Annotated in this window: 26 protein-coding genes and 1 riboswitch; of the genes, 20 read left to right on the top strand and 6 right to left on the bottom strand. The window is 46.8% G+C overall.

Features of this window, described 5'->3' with window-relative positions:
* Positions 1–45 precede the first annotated feature (45 nt).
* Positions 46–89: riboswitch (PreQ1 riboswitch) on the bottom strand.
* An 85-nt stretch (positions 90–174) separates the two neighbouring features.
* Positions 175–879: an AIM24 family protein gene (locus tag G7035_RS03020; protein ID WP_017426401.1), complete on the bottom strand. Its 705-nt coding sequence runs from the start codon at positions 877–879 to the stop codon at positions 175–177.
* A 25-nt stretch (positions 880–904) separates the two neighbouring features.
* A complete protein-coding gene (locus G7035_RS03015) occupies positions 905–1345 on the bottom strand; it encodes an SH3 domain-containing protein (protein ID WP_016821330.1) in 441 nt (146 codons plus the stop codon).
* A gap of 309 nt (positions 1346–1654) precedes the next feature.
* Between G7035_RS03015 and G7035_RS03010 the strand changes: the two genes are divergently transcribed.
* The 3 genes from G7035_RS03010 (at position 1655) to G7035_RS03000 (ending at position 3856) form a co-directional block, all read left to right on the top strand.
* Entirely contained in the window at positions 1655–1810 is a 156-nt protein-coding gene (locus tag G7035_RS03010) for a hypothetical protein (protein WP_016821329.1), read from the top strand.
* 223 nt (positions 1811–2033) lie between these two features.
* Entirely contained in the window at positions 2034–2801 is a 768-nt protein-coding gene (locus G7035_RS03005; protein WP_019686362.1) for a hypothetical protein, read from the top strand.
* Positions 2802–2872: 71 nt separating this feature from the next.
* Positions 2873–3856, top strand: coding sequence for a helix-turn-helix transcriptional regulator (locus G7035_RS03000; RefSeq protein WP_016821327.1), 984 nt, complete (start codon positions 2873–2875; stop codon positions 3854–3856).
* A gap of 41 nt (positions 3857–3897) precedes the next feature.
* Here G7035_RS03000 and G7035_RS02995 read toward each other — a convergent pair whose 3' ends face one another.
* From G7035_RS02995 to G7035_RS02980, 4 genes are all read right to left on the bottom strand, one after another.
* The gene (locus G7035_RS02995) at positions 3898–4569 is read right to left on the bottom strand and encodes a 3'-5' exonuclease (RefSeq protein WP_016821326.1); all 672 of its coding nucleotides are present in this window, start codon (positions 4567–4569) and stop codon (positions 3898–3900) included.
* Positions 4570–4813: 244 nt separating this feature from the next.
* Complete coding sequence (locus tag G7035_RS02990; RefSeq protein WP_019686363.1) at positions 4814–6721, bottom strand: 5'-nucleotidase C-terminal domain-containing protein; 1908 nt, start codon at positions 6719–6721, stop codon at positions 4814–4816.
* Positions 6722–6915: 194 nt separating this feature from the next.
* A complete protein-coding gene (locus tag G7035_RS02985) occupies positions 6916–7341 on the bottom strand; it encodes an ImmA/IrrE family metallo-endopeptidase (RefSeq protein WP_019686364.1) in 426 nt (141 codons plus the stop codon).
* An 11-nt stretch (positions 7342–7352) separates the two neighbouring features.
* A complete protein-coding gene (locus G7035_RS02980; protein ID WP_013369769.1) occupies positions 7353–7826 on the bottom strand; it encodes a helix-turn-helix domain-containing protein in 474 nt (157 codons plus the stop codon).
* Positions 7827–8101: 275 nt separating this feature from the next.
* Between G7035_RS02980 and G7035_RS02975 the strand changes: the two genes are divergently transcribed.
* The 17 genes from G7035_RS02975 (at position 8102) to G7035_RS02900 (ending at position 21567) form a co-directional block, all read left to right on the top strand.
* Positions 8102–8578 carry an ArpU family phage packaging/lysis transcriptional regulator gene (locus G7035_RS02975; protein WP_029514879.1) on the top strand — a complete coding sequence of 159 codons (477 nt, stop codon included), beginning with the start codon at positions 8102–8104 and terminating at the stop codon, positions 8576–8578.
* Between the two features lie 118 nt (positions 8579–8696).
* Positions 8697–9551, top strand: coding sequence for an aminoglycoside 6-adenylyltransferase (gene ant(6) / locus G7035_RS02970; protein ID WP_019686365.1), 855 nt, complete (start codon positions 8697–8699; stop codon positions 9549–9551).
* Positions 9552–9896: 345 nt separating this feature from the next.
* A complete protein-coding gene (locus G7035_RS02965; protein WP_019686366.1) occupies positions 9897–10865 on the top strand; it encodes a hypothetical protein in 969 nt (322 codons plus the stop codon).
* A 10-nt stretch (positions 10866–10875) separates the two neighbouring features.
* Positions 10876–11094: a YqzN/YkzM domain-containing protein gene (locus G7035_RS02960; RefSeq protein WP_016821321.1), complete on the top strand. Its 219-nt coding sequence runs from the start codon at positions 10876–10878 to the stop codon at positions 11092–11094.
* A gap of 2 nt (positions 11095–11096) precedes the next feature.
* Positions 11097–12563, top strand: a complete 1467-nt coding sequence (locus tag G7035_RS02955; protein WP_019686367.1) for a phage tail sheath family protein — start codon at positions 11097–11099, stop codon at positions 12561–12563.
* A gap of 122 nt (positions 12564–12685) precedes the next feature.
* Positions 12686–13093, top strand: coding sequence for a phage tail tube protein (locus G7035_RS02950; protein ID WP_016821317.1), 408 nt, complete (start codon positions 12686–12688; stop codon positions 13091–13093).
* Between the two features lie 100 nt (positions 13094–13193).
* Positions 13194–13628, top strand: a complete 435-nt coding sequence (locus G7035_RS02945; protein WP_007429164.1) for a phage tail assembly chaperone — start codon at positions 13194–13196, stop codon at positions 13626–13628.
* 23 nt (positions 13629–13651) lie between these two features.
* Positions 13652–13783, top strand: coding sequence for a hypothetical protein (locus G7035_RS27630; protein ID WP_019686368.1), 132 nt, complete (start codon positions 13652–13654; stop codon positions 13781–13783).
* 21 nt (positions 13784–13804) lie between these two features.
* Positions 13805–15553, top strand: coding sequence for a hypothetical protein (locus G7035_RS02940; protein ID WP_019686369.1), 1749 nt, complete (start codon positions 13805–13807; stop codon positions 15551–15553).
* Between the two features lie 36 nt (positions 15554–15589).
* On the top strand, positions 15590–16231 hold the full coding sequence (locus G7035_RS02935; protein WP_019686370.1) for a LysM peptidoglycan-binding domain-containing protein: 642 nt from the start codon (positions 15590–15592) through the stop codon (positions 16229–16231).
* Positions 16228–17205, top strand: coding sequence for an XkdQ/YqbQ family protein (locus G7035_RS02930; RefSeq protein ID WP_019686371.1), 978 nt, complete (start codon positions 16228–16230; stop codon positions 17203–17205). Before G7035_RS02935 ends, G7035_RS02930 begins: the two co-directional genes overlap by 4 nt.
* The gene (locus tag G7035_RS02925; protein WP_019686372.1) at positions 17198–17605 is read left to right on the top strand and encodes a hypothetical protein; all 408 of its coding nucleotides are present in this window, start codon (positions 17198–17200) and stop codon (positions 17603–17605) included. Before G7035_RS02930 ends, G7035_RS02925 begins: the two co-directional genes overlap by 8 nt.
* A complete protein-coding gene (locus G7035_RS02920) occupies positions 17592–18062 on the top strand; it encodes a DUF2634 domain-containing protein (protein ID WP_019686373.1) in 471 nt (156 codons plus the stop codon). Before G7035_RS02925 ends, G7035_RS02920 begins: the two co-directional genes overlap by 14 nt.
* Positions 18062–19213 (top strand): baseplate J/gp47 family protein, encoded by a 1152-nt coding sequence (locus G7035_RS02915; protein WP_019686374.1) that lies wholly within the window; start codon positions 18062–18064, stop codon positions 19211–19213. The genes G7035_RS02920 and G7035_RS02915 overlap by 1 nt, the downstream gene beginning before the upstream one ends.
* Entirely contained in the window at positions 19206–20099 is an 894-nt protein-coding gene (locus G7035_RS02910; protein ID WP_019686375.1) for a putative phage tail protein, read from the top strand. Before G7035_RS02915 ends, G7035_RS02910 begins: the two co-directional genes overlap by 8 nt.
* Positions 20100–20142: 43 nt before the next feature.
* Positions 20143–20532, top strand: a complete 390-nt coding sequence (locus tag G7035_RS02905) for a phage tail-collar fiber domain-containing protein (RefSeq protein ID WP_016821299.1) — start codon at positions 20143–20145, stop codon at positions 20530–20532.
* A 15-nt stretch (positions 20533–20547) separates the two neighbouring features.
* Positions 20548–21567 carry a phage tail protein gene (locus tag G7035_RS02900; RefSeq protein ID WP_019686376.1) on the top strand — a complete coding sequence of 340 codons (1020 nt, stop codon included), beginning with the start codon at positions 20548–20550 and terminating at the stop codon, positions 21565–21567.
* Positions 21568–21672: the final 105 nt, after the last annotated feature.

Below are 21672 nucleotides of genomic sequence, written 5' to 3'. Positions count from 1 at the left end.
AACAGGCCTTGCCCCGCAAATTCATTTTTCAATGCGGAGGACAAAGCATCGTTAGTTTTTTATAGAGGGAGTTCGCGAACCTCTCCCATGCGTTATGCATGGATTTTCTTCATTAGCAGCTGCCACAAGGACAGACAGCTTCCTTGATAGCATTGCCATTATAGCATGGCAGGGCTATTTGATAAACACTCCACCAAATGGAATGACTTCCCTTAAAAATCGCTTGATCACGCCATCGTCGTTCATATCCTGCTGAAGTCGCCGATGATGCTCACCAGCATGAAATAGTACGGTACCGTGCCCCGTCATTTTAAAATGATAGTTCATATGCTGGCTGGCCAAATGGTTACCATATACGGTTAACTCCAGCTTGGCGTTTTCGGGATAGGCAATGACGCTGCTCGCATCGACGTAGATCGGCTCCGACGGATGAAGCTGTTCTTGACATACCAATCCCTGCGTCAAAATGCCAATGTGGCCGATACCGTCAAATTTCATTTTAATGACATCACGGCTAAACAACATGTTTTTCATGCTTAGCAGCTTGGTACGCATTTGGATGCCGGCGCTGTACCAGAACAGGTTGCGGAAATCGTATAGCAAATCGTCGCTTCCTTCCAGCTTGATCATCTTCAGACTAAAGCCAGGAGGAAGTGCGGCAATTAGCCGGCAAGCGCCTGTGAAATCGGCCTGAATCAGTTTGTGCTTGCGATACATGCCTTTAATATTCATCAGCTTATCACTGCGACCTGAGCTGGGTCCGCGATAGGCGATGATTTGCTGCGGATGCAGAACGTGCAGCTTTTCCCCTTCAGCCAGGTCGAGCGTTACGACCGAACCGACACTTTCATCATGGTGTTGTCCTGCTTGTATGTCCATTCAGACCCTTCATCCTTTCAGGCAGTTAGTATCTTCCCGAGCGTCGACGCATCCCGTAACGTAACAGTCGGATACCTATAAAATAACCGGCCAGCAGAATGATAGCCGTGATGATGAGCATTTTATTTCGGTGTGAAGTCTGATCGCGCTGGGTTTGGAGATTTTTCAGTTCTGTAACGGTGTCGTTCAGCTTGCGATTTTGCTCCAGCAGTTGGGCGTTTTGCTTCTGGTAGGTCTCGATGCTGGTACGGGCCTTTTCCAGGTCTTCCTGTGTTTGGCGGTAGCTTTCCTTGAGCTGATATACATCGCCTGGCAAACGTGAAAACTGCTCAAAGCCTTGATATACATCATCCCAATAAGCAGCATGAGCTTCGGGTACACGGGTTACTCCAAAAATAAACAAAAGCGCTATAGCAGCGCAGACAATGCGGCGGTACAAAGCAAAGCGATAAGTTGCTCGTGCCAAGTGATGTTCCCCCTTTTGAGAAACCAAGATGTTAGATGTTACAGATCATTACCCATATCACATGGTTACGTACAATATAATGATTTGGATGCAGCATTTAGAATATATAGACGACAAATACGGGAAAAGATTATCAAAAAAACTCGATTATTAGTTTAAGTGTAACCTAAAACGGGTATATCAAGGAAGCGGCAACATTCCGGCATTTTTCCCAACAAACGAGTTAAGAACCATCCGCACCTGATCAGGGCTTGAACAAAATATATGAACTAGAAATATTAAAATAGATATAGAAGGAGATCTTGAAAGATGAATGAGAGAGAACAAAACTATACAATTTTAAAAATCACTGTAAATGGCAAGCCATTATCGAAGGAGCTTATCGTGGATAGCACTACATTTGCTCCAATATCCGATATTTGCACAAATACGAAAGTATCTTTAACAGAAACTACGATTTCATAATTTTAAATATAGAAGCAGACTATCGTGTAGCCCGGCAAAAGCCGGGCTATTTTTGCGTATTTATGTAATTAGAATGGATGAAAATGTTATTTGCCGAATTAGGTCCCCTTTCATAAAGATTACCATGTATAATTTTCACAATCAAACATATGTTCCCTGACAATATAGTGTCAGATAACACTGTTAATTTAGAGTTACATGTTCTTTTAGGGGGAATTTACCAGTGGTGAAGTCAATGCTCAATGTAACGTACACATGGGACAAAGAGTCTATATCGGCGAATGGGTCCAAACAAGCAAATCTACTGATAGAATGGGGCTATGGGGCTATACGTAAAAGAAAAGGGAATCTAATACCGAAGGCAGCGGGATGTGACCTTCAACTTCAGTTCATTCCAGAAAACGGGGTAAATCTATTAAAAGCTGAAGGGGTGAGGCTCGGGTTTAAACAATCAGAAAACGGAGATTGCATGCTGGTTCACTGTGGTGATGTGCGACGGGGAAAATATAGACAAGCTATTTTAACGTTTTCTATACCGGCTCACGCGTCCGGAAGACATACGATTGGAATGATCGAGTGGAGCTGGCGCAAGCCATCGCAGGAAAAGCGAACGCTGATCCGCACAGACCAGCTTTATATCCATTACACGCATCATCTTGGTCTGCTGAGCATTCCATCCAACCCGAAGGTGGAAAAATACATAAAGCTGAATGAGACGTCCCCAATTGTAAAAAAGGCATTACGTATGTATGAGAAAGGGGAGCCTGAGCGAGGGGCGTTCATCCTTACGAGACAAGCAGATGAATTGCTTATATGTGCAGCTAGAAGCGAAGACATGGATTATCTTGAGGAAGCCGAGTTACTTCTATCCATACGCAATAAATGGAGTGGGTCTTTTGTATCGTTTACTGCGTATAGTTCTAAGGTCTTTTTTAATAAGGAAATATCGTTAGGAGATGTTCGTTTTACGAAGAATAATAGGTTGAGATAGGTAATTGTGCTAGTTTATTTGTGCAAATTAGTGAGTCTAATTTACTATCTTTTTGTAAAGGAGAGACTTCCTTGACTGATCGGTTGATACGTTTAATGCGGATTATTACTATTGTTCAGGCAAATCCAGGAATATTGGCAAGAGAGCTTGCCGAACGTTGTGAAACATCAGAACGTACCATATACCGAGATATGGAGGCGCTAAGCGCTATGCATATTCCGATTACGAATATGGGGCATGGCAAGGGGTACATTTTTATTAGCAATTTTGCTTTGTATCCTCTGAATTGGACAGAAGAAGAGGCAGAGGCTTTTACCAAGCTGGGAGAGATGATGGAAACGATAAAGCCTCTTCTACCGCCAGCTTTTGAAAGTGCTTATGAGAAAGTGATGGCCTCTAGTCAGAAAAAAAAGATGGACCAGACGAGCTTCGCGCAGGAAATGAAAAATATCATCCGGCTCGGCTCGACACTTGATCGGGAAAACCAGCCCTATCTGCTCAGGCTGATTGTTTTGGCGAGTCTTACGCAGCAGACAATTGAAGCGGAATACAGCTCGCCTCAAAATGAAGATGTATCATTGGTGCAAGTAGATCCTTATTGTTTGGTTCCTCAAGATCGGCGATTCTATATGCTTGGTTTTTGTCATAAGCAATCCGCCATGAGAACCTTTCGGATCAGCCGTTTTCGGAATATGAGGATTTTGCCGTATACGTTTCAAAAAAATACATCTGAAATGGAAATGTTTTTTAAAGGCACCTGGTCGGTGACCAAAGGAAATCAAAATATTCGGTTTGTCGTACGTTTCTCTGCCGATTCTGTATATCGGGTCAAAGAAGAGGAGCTGTTCATCAAGCCTCTTCTCAAGGATTTGCCAGATGGAAGTTTGTTGTTTGAGGTGACGGTCAATCATGACCGTGAATTTCTGGATTGGCTCACATCCTATGGAGCTGAGGCCGAGATTCTGGAACCTTTACGGTACCGCAAACGTATGCAAGAAATGCTGCGAACCTGGGGGGCGTTTTACTTCGATAAAAAGGCAGGAAATCAAGAATAACAGGGGGAAGATCCCCCGGAACGGGCCGGGGAGCTATCTGCTTAACGGTCCTTAAACAGGTTGGCGAGATTGCCGAAGGGACTGTACTGCTCCTGTTCTTCTTCTGGTGAGGAGTAGACGAGCTTCGAGCCGCGACTTTCCTCATCGTCGGCAGCATTATGAACTAATGTAAGACGATCAAAATGGTACATGAAAACCTGAGCGGTGTTCACGGCATCATCCAGTGCCCGATGCTGTTGACCGTCAAAGTCAATGTTGCACAATTCCAACGCCTGAGACAGGCTCAACTGACGATACTTTCCATTGGAACTAAACAGACGGGAAATTTGCTTCTGTATATCATTTGTATTATGAATCCAACCGAGATCTACATGATGGGTACGACAATGGGATACCAGCTTCTGACGGTCATCCGGTCCCCATGCGCATAAATAATAGGGCGAATCTGTACCGAGCCAGGCAATAAATTGCTTCACAGCTTCAGGAAAGAGTGGAGCGGCATCAATGTCTCGTTGAGTAATACCCGTGAATTGAACGGTATCTGTAGAGATCACAGGTCGATTCGATGGTCTCACAAAACTGTGAAATGTATCCGCAACGAATAGGCCATCGTCTCCCTGAATAACTTTGACGGCACCGATATCAATAATTTCGGAGGAATATCTGGCGTTACGGCTAACGGTAAATTCAAGATCATAAATAATGTATTGCATATAATGGACTCCTTCCACACACATAACTGATCCCGATGGATACCGGGACAAATGTTCTCTGCCCGAATAACTCTTCTCCATCATACCTCTCGGTTCACAACTTGTCAGCGGTTAAAAGGCTTGCTTTCAAAAAAAATATGCGATGTCCAAATGAGCTTGGACTATCGCATATCTAAAAAATCCTGACATATAGCAGCATCCGAAACCACTTGGATTCCGAATGCTGTTTATGCTAGCTATTGAATTAGGCCGGGAGGTCCAACTTTTGACCCGGATAAATGCGGTGAGGATTCTTCAACTTATTCAACTGCTGAAGCTGTTGCCAGGTAGTACCGTGTTTGCGGGAAATGTCATACAGTGTATCCCCAGATTTTACAACATATACGTGGCTATTTGCAGCTTGTGCAGTAGCCGAAGCCTGCTGTGGCTTGCTAGTTTGAGACTTGGCAGGTGTCGATTTCACAGGTGCTGGTTTCGCAGCCGATGTGGAATCGGATTGCGGTATCTCCTGCAGAGGTACTGGCGTCGTGGCTGGAGCAGACGGTACAGCTTGTGTGGCAGGGACAGAAGTTTTTCCGTCTGCCTTGGCTTCCTGAATACGGCCGGCCGCTTGTACTTGCAGGCTAGTAGACCCGGCCTTTTGTATATAGCGGATTAACGCTTCATCCAGCGATCCGAACATACCTGCCTGTGGATATTTAGCGAACATCGTATATTGGTCACCACCTACGGCAGTAAAATCATTGGTAGCCAGTGTGTATGTTGCCTCAGGATCAAGGGCTTTTCCAGCAATCAGGATGGAGTGAACACGGTTGCCTTTGGCTGCTGAGGTGTCTATTTTGAACGAGATACCGGACACCTGAGGGAAGCCCCCGCTTGGTTCCGGGTAGGAGGCTGCGCCATTTTCCAGTGCGGCCTGAAGGTCAGAGCCTTTCACTTTCAGGGTAACGATTTGGTTGCCGAAAGGCAGTACGGTGATGATGTCTCCCTTGGTAACCGTTCCTGCTTTGATGGAAGCACGGATGCCGCCACCGTTCGTTAAAGCCACGTCTGCTCCCGAAACGTCACGCATAGCATCAGTAAGCAGATCGCCGAGATTAGTTTCACCCGCACGTACCTTTTCGCGCGCGCCTTCCAGATCTACACTGGTTTGTGCTACAACCTCTTTAAGAATGGGTTCTTGCTCCTTCTGAATGGAGGCGATTAGTGCAGCAATGTCAGCGTTGGGCTGCACGTCAGCAGCTTGAGTCGAATCGATCAGCTTCGCTTGCTTTTGGATAACCTTGCCGCCATCGACCCACAGATCCACCACACCTAGATACTTGGTGTATTCACCTGCACTAGCGATTAACGTGCCATTGTCACCGACCAGGCCTTTTTCCAACACGGTATGGCTGTGTCCATCGATGAAAATATCAATGCCAGGCACTTCCTTCACAACCTTGAGGCTGGTGTCTTTGCTGGATGCATCTTGTCCTAGGTGACCCAGAGCAACGACGACATCTACTTTGCTGCGGATTTCGTCTACTGCCGCTTTGGCTTCAGCCGCAGGGTCGGTGAATTGAATGCCCTCCACATTTTTAGGATTGGTTTTATATGCTGTTTCAGGCGTAGTTAGGCCGATAATACCGATTTTAACGCCATCGACTTCTTTAATAGTACACGGTTGGAACAAGCGTGTTCCGTCGGTTTGCTTAATGTTGGCGCTCAGTACAGGGAACTGAATCTCTTTACTCAGCTCAACCAGATGCTTCCAGCCGTAATTAAACTCATGGTTACCCGGAACCATTGCATCATAGCGCAGCTTGTTGATTACTTTTACGATACTCTCACCATTGACCAAAGTAGCGAAGGTCGTTCCATGAACGGTATCCCCGTCATCCAGCAGCAATGTATTAGGGTTAGCGGCGCGATATTGGTCGATGATTCCCGCCAGCTTGGCGAACCCCATTTCCTTGTCGTTAGCGACCACGTGAGCATGGGTATCATTCGTATGTAGGATGGTGATGTGTTTACCGCTGACTGGAGTCGTTGTTGTCCCCGTTCCCGCTGTTCCCGCATTAGTAGCTGGGTCCGCTGCTGCTGTGCCGAGACATCCGAACAGAAGCGCGGCGGTCGTCAAGATCGACGAGAGTTTTTTCCATGAGTTCATGTTGTTCCTTCAACCTCCCATAAAATGAATGAATTAGAGAAACCGCTTACGTCCACATTTTATCAGATGATTGTAAAAATAACTCTTATTTTATATCAAAGCACTACATTTTTTTGAGATATCGGTTGTTAAACCCACCGTCTAGTTACCTATATTGTAGAGGCAGTAATAGACAGCAACTCATAGAATAGGAACTATTGTTCTGTTTTGTGATCAAAAAAAAGGGCAGTCTCTTTGGGCAGCCCGATCCGGGGTAAATAGTGATCCAATGTTTCGTCAGCCAGCGGCGGATTGCCTGCACTCAGCAAAAGCACGGCAAAGCGATTAGCCTGCTGTTCAAATTTTCCTGAAGAAAAGTAGGAATGCTCCTCCATAAAAAAGCGACTAATACCTTTATGCAGTCGGTCATGTCCCAATTCATGCGCACAGACGAACCGTTCCCATTCTGGTGTAAGGCCATTGTGAATGACGATGAATCTTCTGCGCAGCTTGTGATAATACAACCCTTTGGTTGTGGAACCCAGATCGCAGTATCGGATATGGATGCCTAGGGCTTTCGCAATATCGAAGGGGCAATTAGTGCGGTATTTTCGGACAAGTTGGTGAATGAGTTCCTTCATACGATCACCTACTATCCCTGATCTTTGCTCGCACCGGGATCTGCGGGCTTTTTATGTTTGTTCATTTGCTTGGCTTCCCAGAACAGACCTGTCAGTACGTCCTTGATTCGTTGCCGGTCTTTTTCATCCAGCGGAATGCCATCAAACATTAATTCGTCGTCTTCCTCCAGCATTTTTTTAAAATCCCGGCGGTCTTTGGAGTTTGCCCATTCTGGTACAGTAGAACGATAAAGTTCGTGTGGGTTTTGCTCTATTGAATCATCGTCCGCCCAATATCCGGCGGCCTTCATCATTTCGGTATAAGATACGCTGAGCGCGTCCGCTATTTTGCGGAGGGTGGAGGGTTTGGGCACTCCGCGCAGCCCATTTTCGATGCGGGAAATTTGTGAATTACTAATACCTGCAGCATCTGCTAATTGGTTGATGCTCAATTGCTTGTGCTCACGCTGCTGTTTTAGGTAAGTTCCGAATGCTGGCTGTTCCACAATGGAGCTCCTTTCTGCAATAGAATCATAGAATTAGCTTTATTATACCATTAGGCAAATAGTAAAAGCACGTAATATGCCAAAAGGCATAGAAAAGTAAAGCGAATATCCTGTTTTTGGGGTTAAATTGCTTTTTTTCACGATGGATACCTATCCTAAATAATGTTATGTTATACTCAAGATACGAACAAAAGAGGAACACAATGTAAACAAACGCGTTTTTATTTGAAAATACATCATTGTCAAAAGGCATAATATAAGGAGTGTTGCTTTTCATGAGAAATAACTTACCCGAATTAGACCGTCGCAAAACGCAGAATGCATTGGAGGGTGTATTTGAGAAATACCGGATTTATAAAACTATAACCTTTATGGATCGGGAAAGCTTTATTACTGCTGGCTATACGGATCGCCCGAACGGACCCACGAATGTGACAAGCGACCCAACGGCCCGGACTGCTGTATATAATGTAGATGCTCCTGCCGCCCGCTTGGCCTATTGCCAAATGGTGGATGCCGTAGTGAGCCGCTTGAATGAACGTGAACAGTTGCTGATCTGTGAACGTTATTTAAAGGATGATGATGTGTTCGATTACAAGGTTTACAATTATGTGCTGGACCCGCCAGTCAGCAAAGATACGTATACGAAGCTTCGCACACGTGCTTTTTACAAAATGGCGCTAGCGCTGGCAGACCAAGGCGTTCTGAATCTGGCAAGCTTGCAAAAGGGTGCGGATCGAAGACTGGGGTAGGTAAATGCATAGGGGTCACAACCTGTGGCTCTATTAACCTAGACAGCAAGGAGTATGAACCGCAACGGTGAATAAGAAGCATAGGTCTCAATTAAAATAGGAACGGAGGACGGATGTATTGAGAAGTGAACCAGAAATGATGAATATCCTTATAAAGTTTGCTATGAACGATAAAAGAATACGATTGGTCACGATGGAAGGATCACGTACAAACTTCAATATTCCTCCTGATTCATTTCAAGATTATGATATTTCTTACTTTGTAACAGATATGGATTCTTTCAAGGAAAGTGATCAATGGCTCCACGTGTTTGGGGATAGGCTTATGATGCAAAAACCCGAGGATATGGAACTTTTTCCATCAGAACTAGGTAACTGGTTTTCATATATCATTCTTTTTGAGGATGGAAACAAATTAGATCTGACACTGATCCCTATAAACGAGGTAGAGGATTATTTTACGAATAGCGATGGTTTAGTTGAGGTTCTGCTCGACAAGGATGTGCTGATCCAAGAGGAAGTGATCGCGAACGACCATCAATATTGGATTAAAAAGCCCACGGCAAAGGAATTTGATGATTGCTGTAATGAGTTTTGGATGGTTTCAACTTATATCGTAAAAGGATTGGCGAGAAAAGAAATCCTGTTTGCTATTGACCATTTGCACGAGATAGCACGACCTAATTTGCTGCGAATGATGGCTTGGAAGATTGGCTCAGAGCAAGGGTACACCTTTAGCGTAGGAAAAAACTATAAATTTATAAATCAGTACCTTCCTAATGAAGACTGGGAAAGTTTACTATCCAGTTACTCTGAAAATGGCTATCGAGAAATGTGGGAGTCTTTACTTACTTGCTATGCATTGTTTAGAAAATACGCTAAGGCTGTGGCCAGAAGTTTGGAGTATGAGTATCCAGATTACGATGAAGCCATCACTAGGTATACTGCAAATATTTATAATTCATTGAATTGAACGATGTAATAACCGCCTTTTTTAAAGGGCGGTTATTTTTTTGTGTGCACATCAACAATGAGAGTAAACGCTTTTTTAATATAAGAACAAACGTTCGCAAAATACCACCTAACTTCATCCCTAGTCTCTACTTTTATCGTCCATTTCCCCGGCAACGCATTCGTTATAAGGGTGTAAGATTATATCATCGGGAATCAAGACAAGAGGACATACCGAAGACACACACTGTCAAACGTTAGCCGGCCAATAGGGCCGGTTTTTTCATGCGGTCATCGTCTTTGTCACTTCCCGGGAATTCGATGTATAGAAAGGAGGAGTCGTGTTGCCTAAGCAAGGGATGCTGCAATGCATGAGTATAAGGCTACGCCGGCTGAGAGCATGGAAGTGGAAAAAAGCCTGGCTAAACAGCCACAGCATGCGAGCACAGGATACGCAAGGGTGGCATGCCACAGGATGAGACAAGCCTTTAAGCAAAAGCTCATTGACATTATTCCGGCGCTGCAAGGGCGTGTATACGATGTTCAACCCCCGTCGCAGACGGCAGAGGAGCCGTATGCGGTTATGGTGCTGGGCGAGGAAATCTGGAAGTCTTCCTGGGCCGGTTACCGGCAGGTTGTCCGCATCAAGCTGTACGCAGGACAAGCGGGGCTGGCGCAGGCCGATGTATGGGCGAATACCCTGATTGCCGGACTGCACCGAGCATCGGTGACAGGTAAAGGTGAGGACACGTCTGCTTTTACCGCGCACTATCTGGGCGTGCGGGATGCAGAAATGCTGGACACGGTTACGGGCAAGGCCTATAGAACGCTGCGTTTTGGCGTGTATGTGCCTGAAACAGAAGGTGGATCGGCCGCTTCAGCACCTGGTGTAGCACAGCCGGAAGAATGGTTGGCAGCACTGGTCGGCTGGACGCAGAAGCAACTGGGCGAATTGTGGTCGGTATACGCCGACGCATGGCCCGCACAGCCGGGAAGCCACGCGGTATTATGGCGGCTGAGCGGCTGTGAAACCCGGATGGCAGGAGCTTCCATGTATGAGCTCCGCAAACGGTTCATCGGGCATATCACTGCTCCGGTCACCACCGAAGAGAACCGCGCAGCTTCCGCGCTGGTCGAAGGCTTTGCCGCTCAAATCCAGCTTCCTCTGGAGCAGGACAAGGGCCGTTATATGTCTACGGCTGAAGCCTCAGCCGATTTGCAGGCGGATGCCATTTTAGACGGTCAGCTTCGGCTGACGCTGGTACAGCGGCGTATGCGTCCGGCTGAGGAAGCGGCATTGATTCGCAGAGTGGAAATTCATCCTATTTTGAAATGAGGTGGTCCGAGTGACCTTGGAAAGCCATGAGAAGACTCCGCTACATAGCGGGCAGGAAGCAAGTGGCCCACGCTATACGCTAGAGGAACTAAAGGAACACGCAGAACAATTATTTTCTGTAAAAGTAGAAGTGCTGGCAGGCGCCTTTTTTGGCACACAGGACAAGCTGTTTACGGTAGCAGAAGCACACACTAAAATCGAACAATTTATGAAAGCGAAGGTGGATTAATTATGGCAGGCGGAACATGGGAAAACACGAATAAACCGGTATTACCGGGTTTGTATATGAATTTTCAGGCAGCAGCAGCTTCAGCGATTCAAGGTGGATCACGTGGTACGGTCGTTGTACCCGTCAAGGCGAATTGGGGCCCTGTACGTGAGTTTGTAGAGGTGGGCAGCGAAACGGCTATTAGCCAAATCTTCTCCGGCGGCAGTGAGAATGGTGCGACAGCATATTCCACGTTGTATCTGGCTTTGCTGGGCGGTCCGAAAAAACTGCTCGCTTATCGCTTGGCAGATGACACGGCTGCTGAGGCGTCTGTAACGCTGAAAAGTGGTGGCGAGACCCCAACCGACGTGCTGCGTTTGAAGGCTTTGTACACAGGTAGCCGCGGTAATGGTTTTGCCGTAACGGTACAGCCAACTTTGGGCGACGAGCAAGCTCGTGAGGTGCGCCTCTATGAAGGAACCAAACTGCTGGGTACGTACAAAGGCAGCGACGGTACGGCTGCTTCGATTGCCAAAGCGCTGAACGAAAACAGCGAAAACGTATGGGTAAAAGCTGAGGTTGTCGGCGAAGGCGGCATTCCAGCGGATGTCAGCGGCGTACATCTGACAGGTGGCAATAGCGGCAATAGCAAGCTGGTTAATGCCGATTACATTGCGATGCAGGAAGCACTTGAGGGACAGGAATTTAATGTGCTGGCCCTGGATTATGCAGCCGATCTGGCATTGCTGCAAAGCTTTGCTGCCTGGATCAAACGTGTCCGGAATGAAGGCAAAGGCGTCATCGCTGTATTCGGCGGTTCTGCAGCAGATGATGTGTCCAAAACGGCTGTCAGCTTGGCTTCTGCACGTTCTTTGGCACTGAACCATGAAGGCATCGTAAACGTGGGCACAGGCGTACGTCTGGCAGGTACGGACTACAGCTCCGCCCAAACGGCTGCCTATGTAGCCGGACTGATCGCAGGCCAACGGTTGAACCAATCCGCAACGTATGCGGTTACGCCTTTTGAGGATGTAACCCGCCGCTGGACACGTTCCGAGCAGGAGCAGGCTGTCCGTAACGGGGTGTTCCTCCTGTTCTTCGATGGCCGTCAGGTCAAAGCGCTGCGTGGAATCAACAGCTTGGTGAACCCGTCTGCCGGACAAAACAATGCGTGGAAGAAAATCCGTTCCATCCGTGTCATGGATGCCATTAACGCTGACTTGCAGCGTGCAGCCGAAGAGACTTACATTGGCAAAATCAACAACACAGTAGAAGGCCGTCTGGCACTCATCGGTGCGATCAAAGAATACCTGGCACAGCTGTCGCTGAGCAACGTGATCGAGGCGGATGGCTACGATGTCATTCTCGATCCGGCTTACTACGGTGATGCGCCAGTCATCAAGCCGGAGCCGGATCAAGTGTTCCTGCAATGGAATGTGAAGCTCACCGACGTGATGGAGCAGCTGTTCGGCACATTTTACGTGCAATAAATAAGCATTTTACGCGCCTAAGCATTTCGGTGGCGCTCAGTAGGATTGCAGTAGCATTTTAACAACGAGGATTTTGTGAAATCCCGAACTATATTATGAATTATTTTGAGGAGGAAAAAGAAATGTTGGATGCTTCAAGAGTTATTTTAGGTACGTTTGGTCAGGCGCATGTGGATGGGGTGTGGCAGACGAATATCAATAAGCTGGAAGCCAGCGTGGAAATGGAAAAACGCGAGCTGAATCTCGTGGGCAATGAGTGGAAGGTGCATAAGCGCGGCATCAAAAAAGGGACGGGGACGATGAGTGGCTACAAAGTTACGTCCGATATGATTCGTCGTGGTTTTAATCGTTTTGAGATTATTACGAAGCTGGATGATCCAGAAGCTTTTGGACATGAAAGTATTCGTCTCATCCGTTGCACTGCTGACAAAATCCAGCTAGCCAACTGGACAGCAGGCGAGGAAGTACAGGAAGAAACGACCTTCACCTTCGAAGGCTATGAGCTGCTGGATCCGATTGTAGCGAACTAAATTGGTTAACGGGGAATTGGGATGCTGTCAGGTGTCCCGTTCCCCAAATACAAATAAGGATTTTTAAAATTCTGAAATTAACAATAAGGGAGAATGACCTATGAGTTTGAATGAGAATATGACAGAAGAACAAATTTTGGACAGTCTGTTTGAAGCCGCTGAGAAACTACCGGAAGAAACGGTTCGTATCAAGCGCCTCGATATGAAAATTGTACTGCACGGACTGACCTCTAGTAAGGTGGACAGCATTCGTGAGCGTTGCACGATTCGCCGAACCGTGAAGGGTGCTGTAGACGAAAAGGTAGATACCGAAACGTTCAACGCCTTGTTGATTTCGGAAGCCACCGGAAAGTTGGAAGTGAAGGGCCTGTCCCTTAATGGTTGGGGAGATCCCCGGATTACAAGCCGCTTGAAGCTGTCCGGTGGCGAACAGTCTGTCCGCCGTATGCTGCTGGCGGGTGAACTGGATGCAGTGGGAGATAAAGTGCTGGAACTGTCCGGTTTTGGCGTTGAGATTGCTGATCTAAAAAACTAATTGGCTCCGGGAGAATGACGACGATGCTGTACCACTTGTGGGTCCGGCACCACCTTCGTCCCGGAGACTTTTGGCGGCTTCCCCGCGGTGAGCGCATGCTGCTGCTGGCGTTTGCTGAACAGGAAATGGATAGCATTGCAGCTTCAAAAGCATAAACAAGGAGGTGAACATGATAGATGGCAGAAGCATTAAATTACCGTATGAACCTTGTGATCGATCCCAAAAACGTCATTAAGGCCAACAGAGAATTGCGCGCAATGGAACGCTATTTTGAGCGAATTCAGGGACGCGTTCTAAAAATCGGTCGTACCCGCATGGCTCCGGAAATTGTCCTGAACGATATGGCCTCCAAAGGCTTGGATAATCTGTTAAACAAGATTAACCGGGTTAAATCTCAGATTATTAATGCCTCTGGGAATGTGAATGTGAAGGTAAATAGCGGCACTGCTAAAGCAGACCCGGTCAAGTCTGATAATAATTTGAGTACGGTTTTGAAAGCAAATACTACTGCTGTAGAGGCCAATACGAAGGCTATTGCGGATTTGAGTACTAAATTAGGTTCTCTGAAGATCGGTGGTGAGGCGAAAGAAGAAGAGCCTAAGGGTTTTTTGGAAAATCTTAAAGATACCCTCGGGGGTGTCAAAAAGATTGGCGAAGGCATGAAGGGATTTTCTGAATTAAAGGAAAAAAGGGGTGCTTTTAGAGCGGAATGGGATAAAGTCAAATCGGTTGGGGGAGCTACAAGAAGGCAAAAATTGGCTAATGGGGCAAGAAAAATATGGGAGAACAGAGCTGCATTAGGTAAGGCTGGCGGTGAAGTTCTCGAAAGTTTCGGCGGTACTGGAGACATGTTAGAAGGGGTGATGGATTTTTTTAAAGGCGGCGGCGGAATGATTGGGAATATTAAAAGCGGTGGCAGTGCTGCTATAGATGCAGTTTCTAGCGCGGCTTCTAGTATTATAAACCCTAGCACTGCTGGCGCGGTTGAGGAAGCCGGATCAGGCTTGTTCAAAAACCTTTTAAAAGGCGGCGCGAAGAAATTGTTGGGGCCACTAAGCTATGGGATGGATATTATGAATATCGCTCAATCTGCTCCTGGTAAAGAACGCTCACAAGCCATAGGCTCTGCTATTGGTGGGGGAGTATTGGGAACCGTCGGCGGTATTGTAGGTTCAGTGATTCCAGGAGCAGGTACTGTTATTGGCTCTACACTGGGCAGTATGGCAGGTGATTGGATTGGAGGTAAAATTGGCGGCTTAGTCTCAGATTATGGTCCAGCTATGATGGAAAAGGCAAAGTCCGCTGGTAAACTTCTTGGAGAAAAGGCTTCCCAGGTCAAAGGTTGGCTTTCAGATAAGGCTGGAGACTTTGGTAAAAGTTTTTCTGTTTTCTTTTCTTTCGGTAAAAAAGACGAACCTAAAAAAGAGCCAACTAAGCCACCTGAAGTTCATAAACCTTCAATCCCACCTAATTCAAATATAGGTGCGTCCCTTAAGCCCTTAGCAACTATGCCGCCTTTATATAGTGCATCCGCATTCGTGCCTCCACAACCGGGCGCCAAAGGCGTTTCTAATCCTTACGGACCGATGGCTATCGCTAACCAAGGGGTAAACCCAAGCCCAATGTTGAATACTGCGGCGCATGCGAACAATGGCGCCAAAGCTAAAGGTAAGGCCAACGGTAATCCCACTCCTCAAGTAGTACAGATCAGTCCTGAACAAATGGGAACATTGTCTGGCTTTTTGAAGGATTTTAAAACCGAAACCACCAATCAATTTAATCTTCCTGCGGGGGCTGTACAGGTCACTGTACATGAGAACAAGCTGGATGTGGATGGGCTTATTACGCAGATTGGCTACCGTCTTAAAGCTGAAATTTTGCGTGCAACGCAGAACACCAAGCCAACGGGCGCTGGAGCTATGTAATGCAGTAAATGGTAGCAATAGGGAAGGAGGAGAAAGATGGAATTTAGTTTGACGGATGGTAAGGGAAAAAAGTTTCAGTTTCCAGTAAATCCTGAGGAAGTAACGATTTCACGACAAAAGGGATTTGATACAACGACGATTTTATCCTATGGGGAGTTTGACTTTCCACAAGGGGAGAAGGTGAAGGAAATCTCCTTCTCTTCTTTTTTTCCGAAAGAATACAATCCAGCATATTGCACATATGAAGACATCCCTGATCCGCAGGAGGCCATGAACACGTTGAATGGCTTTTTGTTATCCAAGAGTCCGCTACGTTTTATCATTACGGAGACAGCTGTGAACGTACCCGTAATTGTAGCTTCTCATAATTCGACCTTTCGGGGCGGGGAATATGGGGATGTGAATTTTGATTTGTCACTGCGAACCTGGAGTGAAATGAAGGTAGCCAAAAAATCTGGTACCGGCTCGAAGTCCGCGACAGTCAACAAAAAGCCTCGCACGGATATGAAAGAAAAAAAGAAAACTTACACGGTTAAATCGGGAGATTCCTTGTCCAAAATTGCCAAGCTGGAGCTGGGAGACAGCTCGCAATGGAGTCGCATTTATCAGCTTAACAAAAAGACCATCGGGAAAAATCCGAATGCGATTAAACCGGGGCAAAAGCTGGTGCTGTCATGAGCTATAAAGTCATTTTACAGGATAAATATGATCTTTCGCCACTTGTGGAGAACATTAATTTAAGAGATTCGCTGGAGCAAATCGCCTATCAGGGGACGGTCAATTTGGTCGTTACGTCCGATATGCCGACCATTTCTCCAGGGATGTCAATCCGGGTTAGTGGTATTCCTTATGGTAAAAAAGACTATGTTCCTTTGTTATCTCCAGCGGTGATCTGGGAAGTGGAAACCTCCAACAACGGGCTTAAACGTATGACGCTGACGCTATATGACCGTACGGTATATTTGGACAAGTCCGAGGATGAATATTTGCTCCCTGCCAAGCAGACGGCTACCCAGCGTTTTCAGAAATATGCGAGGGATTGGAAGCTGAAAATCGCTTCTTTGCCGGACACAAAAAAGCAGCTCGGGCGCGCCGTATACCGGACGCAGTCCATTTATTCCATGATGCTGGGCGATCTGCGGGAGACGGCCAAGGCGGGCGGCAAGCTGTATCATCCACGTATGATTTCTTCCGGCTTGGAGCTGTACGAACTGGGCACGAACAAAGATGTGTACGTCTTGGAGAGAGTGACTGATACGACACAATCCCGTACATTGGAAGGCGCAGCCACGAGAGTAAAGGTGTTGGCTACGGCGGCCAGTGAAACGGGGAAAGAGGTTCCTTCCAAGGTGATGGCGCTTGAGGAAAAGGATATTGCCAAATATGGAACACTTCAGGTGATCGTACAGGATGACGAGGTGAAATCGGGTGCGGCGGCACGTGAGTTGGCCAAAAGTAAGCTGAGAGGCATACAACAAACGATATCGGTAAATGCACCAGATATGAATACGATTCGAGCAGGAGACGCGGTAATGTTAGGGAACATGAAGCTGCTGGTGATTTCAGTAAGCAGGGAATTGGGCAACCCTGGCAGTATGTCGCTAGAACTCGGAACGTATGACGATGTAAAAAGGAGGTTTTACCTTGAATAAGGACCCCTACGGGCATTTAGCCACTGCGCTGCAATCTTCATTTCATAAACACACCAAGCAAGCGCTGAGTGGAGTAGGTGCAGTATTAGGTACCATCACTTCCACAGGACTCAAGCTGGATGATTTTAAACATGAGCTTCAGGATTATCTAGTCGCCGAGCTGCCGGGGCTACTATCTGTACCACGTCATATGTACCAAGGTACCTCAACCTCGGTGGAATCTGAAAATTGGGAAGGCAAAGAGCTGAAAACCTCTTTTTATATCGGGGAGGATGAGCTGGAGGATGTAAATCTGAGCCTGAACAAAGGACTTAAGCCCGGGGATCGTGTACTGGCGATGCGGGTGAATAGTGGTAACGATGTGGTGGTCGTGTGCAAGGTGGTGAATGGACGTGGCTAATTTGTTTCCCGAAACAGATGATATGATCTGGACAGACACAGATGTGACTGACCCGGATGTACTGGAGGATAACCGTGCTGTATTTGGGCGAAGCTGGAGATTTGATTTTGAAGCTGGGGAGTTTGTAATGAGCCCTAGCCGTAAAATCGTGACTACAGGCGAGAAAGAAGCTTGGGTACAGTGGTGTGAAAAAGCCATACGCACTCCTCGCTATCGTCATGTGATCTATTCGCCTGACTATGGAAGTGAGCTGGAGGAGCTGATTGGCAGCAGCTATGGGCACGGTGTGCAAGAAAGTGAAATTAAGCGCATGGTCACAGAGGCGTTGCTAGCAGATGCACGTACGGCTAGTGTGGATCAGTTCACGTTTCGCTGGGAAGGTGAGGTATGCTATTTTAGCTGCCAGATTACGAACGTGCGGGATGAGACAGAAATTGTGGAAAGTGTGGTGATCTAATGGCAGACTTGCCGGAATATTTGGTAGACCAGACGGAAGAGGAAATTTTAAATCGAATGCTGGAAAAAGTGCCTTCGGACATCGATAAGTCCGAGGGCTCTTTTATTTGGGATGCGCAGGCGCCAGTAGCATTTATGCTCTCTGAAGCGGCAATCTGGGCGCAGGAGCTGCTGCGTCGGGGTTTTGCCAGCACAGCAGCCAGTGATAACCCGGATTTTCGCTCGCCGGAACTGGATTTGCGTACAGCAGAGCATGGAGTGACACGACGGGAAGCCGTTGCGGCCTCAGGGAAGGTCAAGTTCACAGGCACAGCTGGAACAATCGTTCCGGCGGGAACGTTGGTGGCGACTCCAGCAGATGATGTATCCGGGGAAGCCTCTATTGAATATGCGACCACGGCATCGGTCACGCTGGATGAACAGGGCACCGGGGAAGCGGCCATTCGGGCGGTTAATCCTGGACGCAGCGGCAACGTGCCAGCGGGTGTCATTCAGGTGATGGCTACTCCGATTAGCGGGGTTTCCTCCGTGATCAATACGGAGGAAACCAAAAGCGGCACAGACGTTGAGAGCGACCAGCTGTTGCTGGAGCGGTTTTATGCCAAGGTGCGGAACCAGGGTACAAGCGGCAACAAGGCGCAGTATACCCAGTGGGCGAATGAGATTGCTGGAGTGGGTGGCGTGGAAGTTGTTCCGCTCTGGAAAGGGCCAGGAACAGTGGGGTTATATGTGCTGGATACGGACAAACGAGCTGCCAGTCCGGATATCGTGGCTGCGGTGCAGAAGTATATTGATCCGACTCAGGATGGGCAAGGGGAAGGGCTGGCACCAGCAGGTCCCGTGGTGACGATCATGCCAGCGACAGAAGTGGAGATTAACATTTCGGTCAAGGTACAGCGCACCAAAGAGAAGCCGTCCACACTGGATGAAATCAAAAAGCTGATCGAAAACGGTGTGCTGACGTATTTGAAGCAGCTTGCTTTTTACAAGGCAGATCCGTTGGTAAGGTACACCCGGATTTCTGCTGTGCTGTTAGACATTCCAATTATTATTGATTTCTCTGAGCTGAAAATCAACGGACAGAGCAATCAGAATATTGAGATTGGATCAGGTCAGGTAGCCGTGCTGGGGACGGTGAGCGTCAGTGAGTAATGATGTAACGAACAGTTTTAAAAATTTATTGAATAACCCAGACCAGGGAAAAAGCACAAACCGTAGTGGCACTTTTGCTAAACAGATAACTACTTTAGCAGGAGTTACAGAGGGCCAGATAAACAGTTTGCAGGGTCTTGAGCTATTTTCCTATCTTCCGGCCTATTATGAGAACTCCCGTGTTATGCACGTCAATATGGATGTAAAGGGTAGTGAACTAGATTCCCTATATCTCGCGCTGGATGAAACATTAGCCCAATTTTTTGTACGCACCGCCACTTGGGCGCTGGAAAGCTGGGAGATGGAGTTAGGTATCCCGGTCGATTTGGAAAAGCCGTTGGAACAGCGACGTTCTGTTGTGGAGTCGAAACTCCGTGGAAGCGGTAAATTTTCAGGAGACTTAATACGGAAAATCATGAACTCTTTTGGTGTGGAAGGGGAAGTAGACTTTCATCCGACGGAGTATAAGTTCGGTTTAAGCTTTGAAAACCGTATTCCTGAAAATATGATTGATTTCAAAAAGATCATAGAGGATATTAAGCCTGCTCATCTTGTATTTTATATGAATAACAAAACTAGGCTTGCATTTCTTCATGAGACTGATATGGTTTCTCGTATCCGATTACGATCGAGAGTTCGCTTTTTTGGTGGGAAGCCATGGTATTTAGATGGTGTTGAGTTACTGAATGGAATAGCCTCTTTGTCGGGATGGACAGAGGAGCCTATGCGATATTTGAACCGTACAAAACTAGTCATCCAGCATCGAATGGATCATCATCAGGAAGGCAACGTGAAAATTCGAAACCATTATTGGAAGTTAGATGGCAGCATGATGCTGGATGGAAGTCAGATGTTAAGCTCAACCGAGAAAGTCATTTCAATTTAAAAACATAAAAATTTTTATTTTAAAAATAGAAAGGATGGTAAGTATGGCAGAACAAGTTCTAACAGTCACAACTGCTTATGCAAGAGAACAAATGGCACGTGCCCGCGCTGAAGGAGGAACGCTGACAAAAGTGGTAAAAATGGCGTTTGGTAGCGGGGGTGTAGATCAAGCGGGAAAACCACTGCCTTTGGACGGAACAGAACAGGTGTTGAAAAAGGAACTGATCCAAAAGGAAATTACTAGTTTTGAATTCATTGCGCCTGCGACCATCTGTTATATTTGCTCACTAGCGGAAACTGAATTGGCGGGTGAGACTATTAATGAGCTTGCACTAGTAGATTCGACGGGTAAGCTGACAGCTATTCGTACGATGACTAATAAAGTGAAAGATAGTGATATGGAGTTTATTTTTGAAATTGATGACATTTATTAAGGAGGATGAAAAAACATGAGCATACAACAACCACGCAGATTTGTTACTACCGACCAAGGACATGCGGACGTTCTGAATGTCCCCATTGATACTCTTTATGCAAATGATCAGGAATTGGCCGCACAGGTTGAAAATATCAAAAAGGACCCAGCTGGAAACGGGGTTGCTTCCAAGGAAGCGCTAGACAATCATGCCAGCAATACAGAGATCCATGTTACGGCAGCCAAACAAGCGGCCTGGAGCGCAGCAGAGGGGAATGCCAAACAATATTCAAGGGATTACGCAGCTCCGAAGCAACATAGTCATCCGGCATCGGATTTGCCTTCTGCGTCAACACAGGCGAGGGGGATTGTACAGCTTAATACTTCTACCGGCAGCACAGCTACAGATCAGGCAGCTACGCCTAGTGCGGTAAAAGCTGCTAATGATCGAGCTAATGAAGCTTACAATCGGGCTGAACAGGCTTTTCAATCTGGCAATGATTACAAGCAACGCTTGGTAGCCGAAATCATTGCCAATGGAGGATCGGCTACAATGTCAGAGGACTTTAATAGTCTCATCTCGAAAATAGCACAATCTGCACAAATGAAATATAAGGCTCAAACGATCCAGCGGGGGACGGCTAACGGCGACCTATTCACGATGCCTGCTGGGTTTAACAGCCTGGCTTCCGGTTCACTCTTGTCATATGGCCCCGGGCTCAGTTCGGCTTTCTATATGTCCATGAGTCAGGATGCTACTGTTTTATTCTACATGCTGGATGGTTTCGGTAGACGGTTTGACTTTCCGGTACACCGTGAGCCTTGGAAAAGCGGCTCTACCTACTACTGTACCGGATTCAAAATCGATAAGGCAGTAGGAACAGCTAGTGTTATTTTTTATACGGGATCTGCACAGCAGGGGACTGGTGGCCCGACGATATCAATCAGCATCCCAGGAGACTTTAACTTAAAAGGTGGGGTCAAATTGCGCTGTGATATTACGGGCAGCATCACTTGGTACTATCAAAGTTATCTTACAGCTATCGGGTGGTAGGTGGTTGTTATGAGTAAAAGATTAACCAGCGTATCCAAATTGGATACGCTTTTTTTCTTGCCCCCACTGTGATTGGGGGCTTATATTACGTCACGAAATTTTTCC

It is taken from the genome of Paenibacillus polymyxa (assembly GCF_015710975.1).
GTDB lineage: Bacteria > Bacillota > Bacilli > Paenibacillales > Paenibacillaceae > Paenibacillus > Paenibacillus polymyxa.
Note: the sequence above shows the minus strand (reverse complement) of the source record. Positions and strands in the feature narration are given on the sequence as shown.

Coding starts and splice junctions, on each gene's coding strand:
- G7035_RS03020 (WP_017426401.1), bottom strand. CDS start 879: ATGGACATACAAGCAGGACAACACCATGATGAAAGTGTCGGTTCGGTC.
- G7035_RS03010 (WP_016821329.1), top strand. CDS start 1,655: ATGAATGAGAGAGAACAAAACTATACAATTTTAAAAATCACTGTAAAT.
- G7035_RS02995 (WP_016821326.1), bottom strand. CDS start 4,569: ATGCAATACATTATTTATGATCTTGAATTTACCGTTAGCCGTAACGCC.
- G7035_RS02990 (WP_019686363.1), bottom strand. CDS start 6,721: ATGAACTCATGGAAAAAACTCTCGTCGATCTTGACGACCGCCGCGCTT.
- G7035_RS02985 (WP_019686364.1), bottom strand. CDS start 7,341: ATGAAGGAACTCATTCACCAACTTGTCCGAAAATACCGCACTAATTGC.
- G7035_RS02975 (WP_029514879.1), top strand. CDS start 8,102: ATGAGAAATAACTTACCCGAATTAGACCGTCGCAAAACGCAGAATGCA.
- G7035_RS02965 (WP_019686366.1), top strand. CDS start 9,897: ATGCATGAGTATAAGGCTACGCCGGCTGAGAGCATGGAAGTGGAAAAA.
- G7035_RS02955 (WP_019686367.1), top strand. CDS start 11,097: ATGGCAGGCGGAACATGGGAAAACACGAATAAACCGGTATTACCGGGT.
- G7035_RS02950 (WP_016821317.1), top strand. CDS start 12,686: ATGTTGGATGCTTCAAGAGTTATTTTAGGTACGTTTGGTCAGGCGCAT.
- G7035_RS02945 (WP_007429164.1), top strand. CDS start 13,194: ATGAGTTTGAATGAGAATATGACAGAAGAACAAATTTTGGACAGTCTG.
- G7035_RS27630 (WP_019686368.1), top strand. CDS start 13,652: ATGCTGTACCACTTGTGGGTCCGGCACCACCTTCGTCCCGGAGACTTT.
- G7035_RS02940 (WP_019686369.1), top strand. CDS start 13,805: ATGGCAGAAGCATTAAATTACCGTATGAACCTTGTGATCGATCCCAAA.
- G7035_RS02935 (WP_019686370.1), top strand. CDS start 15,590: ATGGAATTTAGTTTGACGGATGGTAAGGGAAAAAAGTTTCAGTTTCCA.
- G7035_RS02930 (WP_019686371.1), top strand. CDS start 16,228: ATGAGCTATAAAGTCATTTTACAGGATAAATATGATCTTTCGCCACTT.
- G7035_RS02920 (WP_019686373.1), top strand. CDS start 17,592: ATGGACGTGGCTAATTTGTTTCCCGAAACAGATGATATGATCTGGACA.
- G7035_RS02915 (WP_019686374.1), top strand. CDS start 18,062: ATGGCAGACTTGCCGGAATATTTGGTAGACCAGACGGAAGAGGAAATT.
- G7035_RS02905 (WP_016821299.1), top strand. CDS start 20,143: ATGGCAGAACAAGTTCTAACAGTCACAACTGCTTATGCAAGAGAACAA.
- G7035_RS02900 (WP_019686376.1), top strand. CDS start 20,548: ATGAGCATACAACAACCACGCAGATTTGTTACTACCGACCAAGGACAT.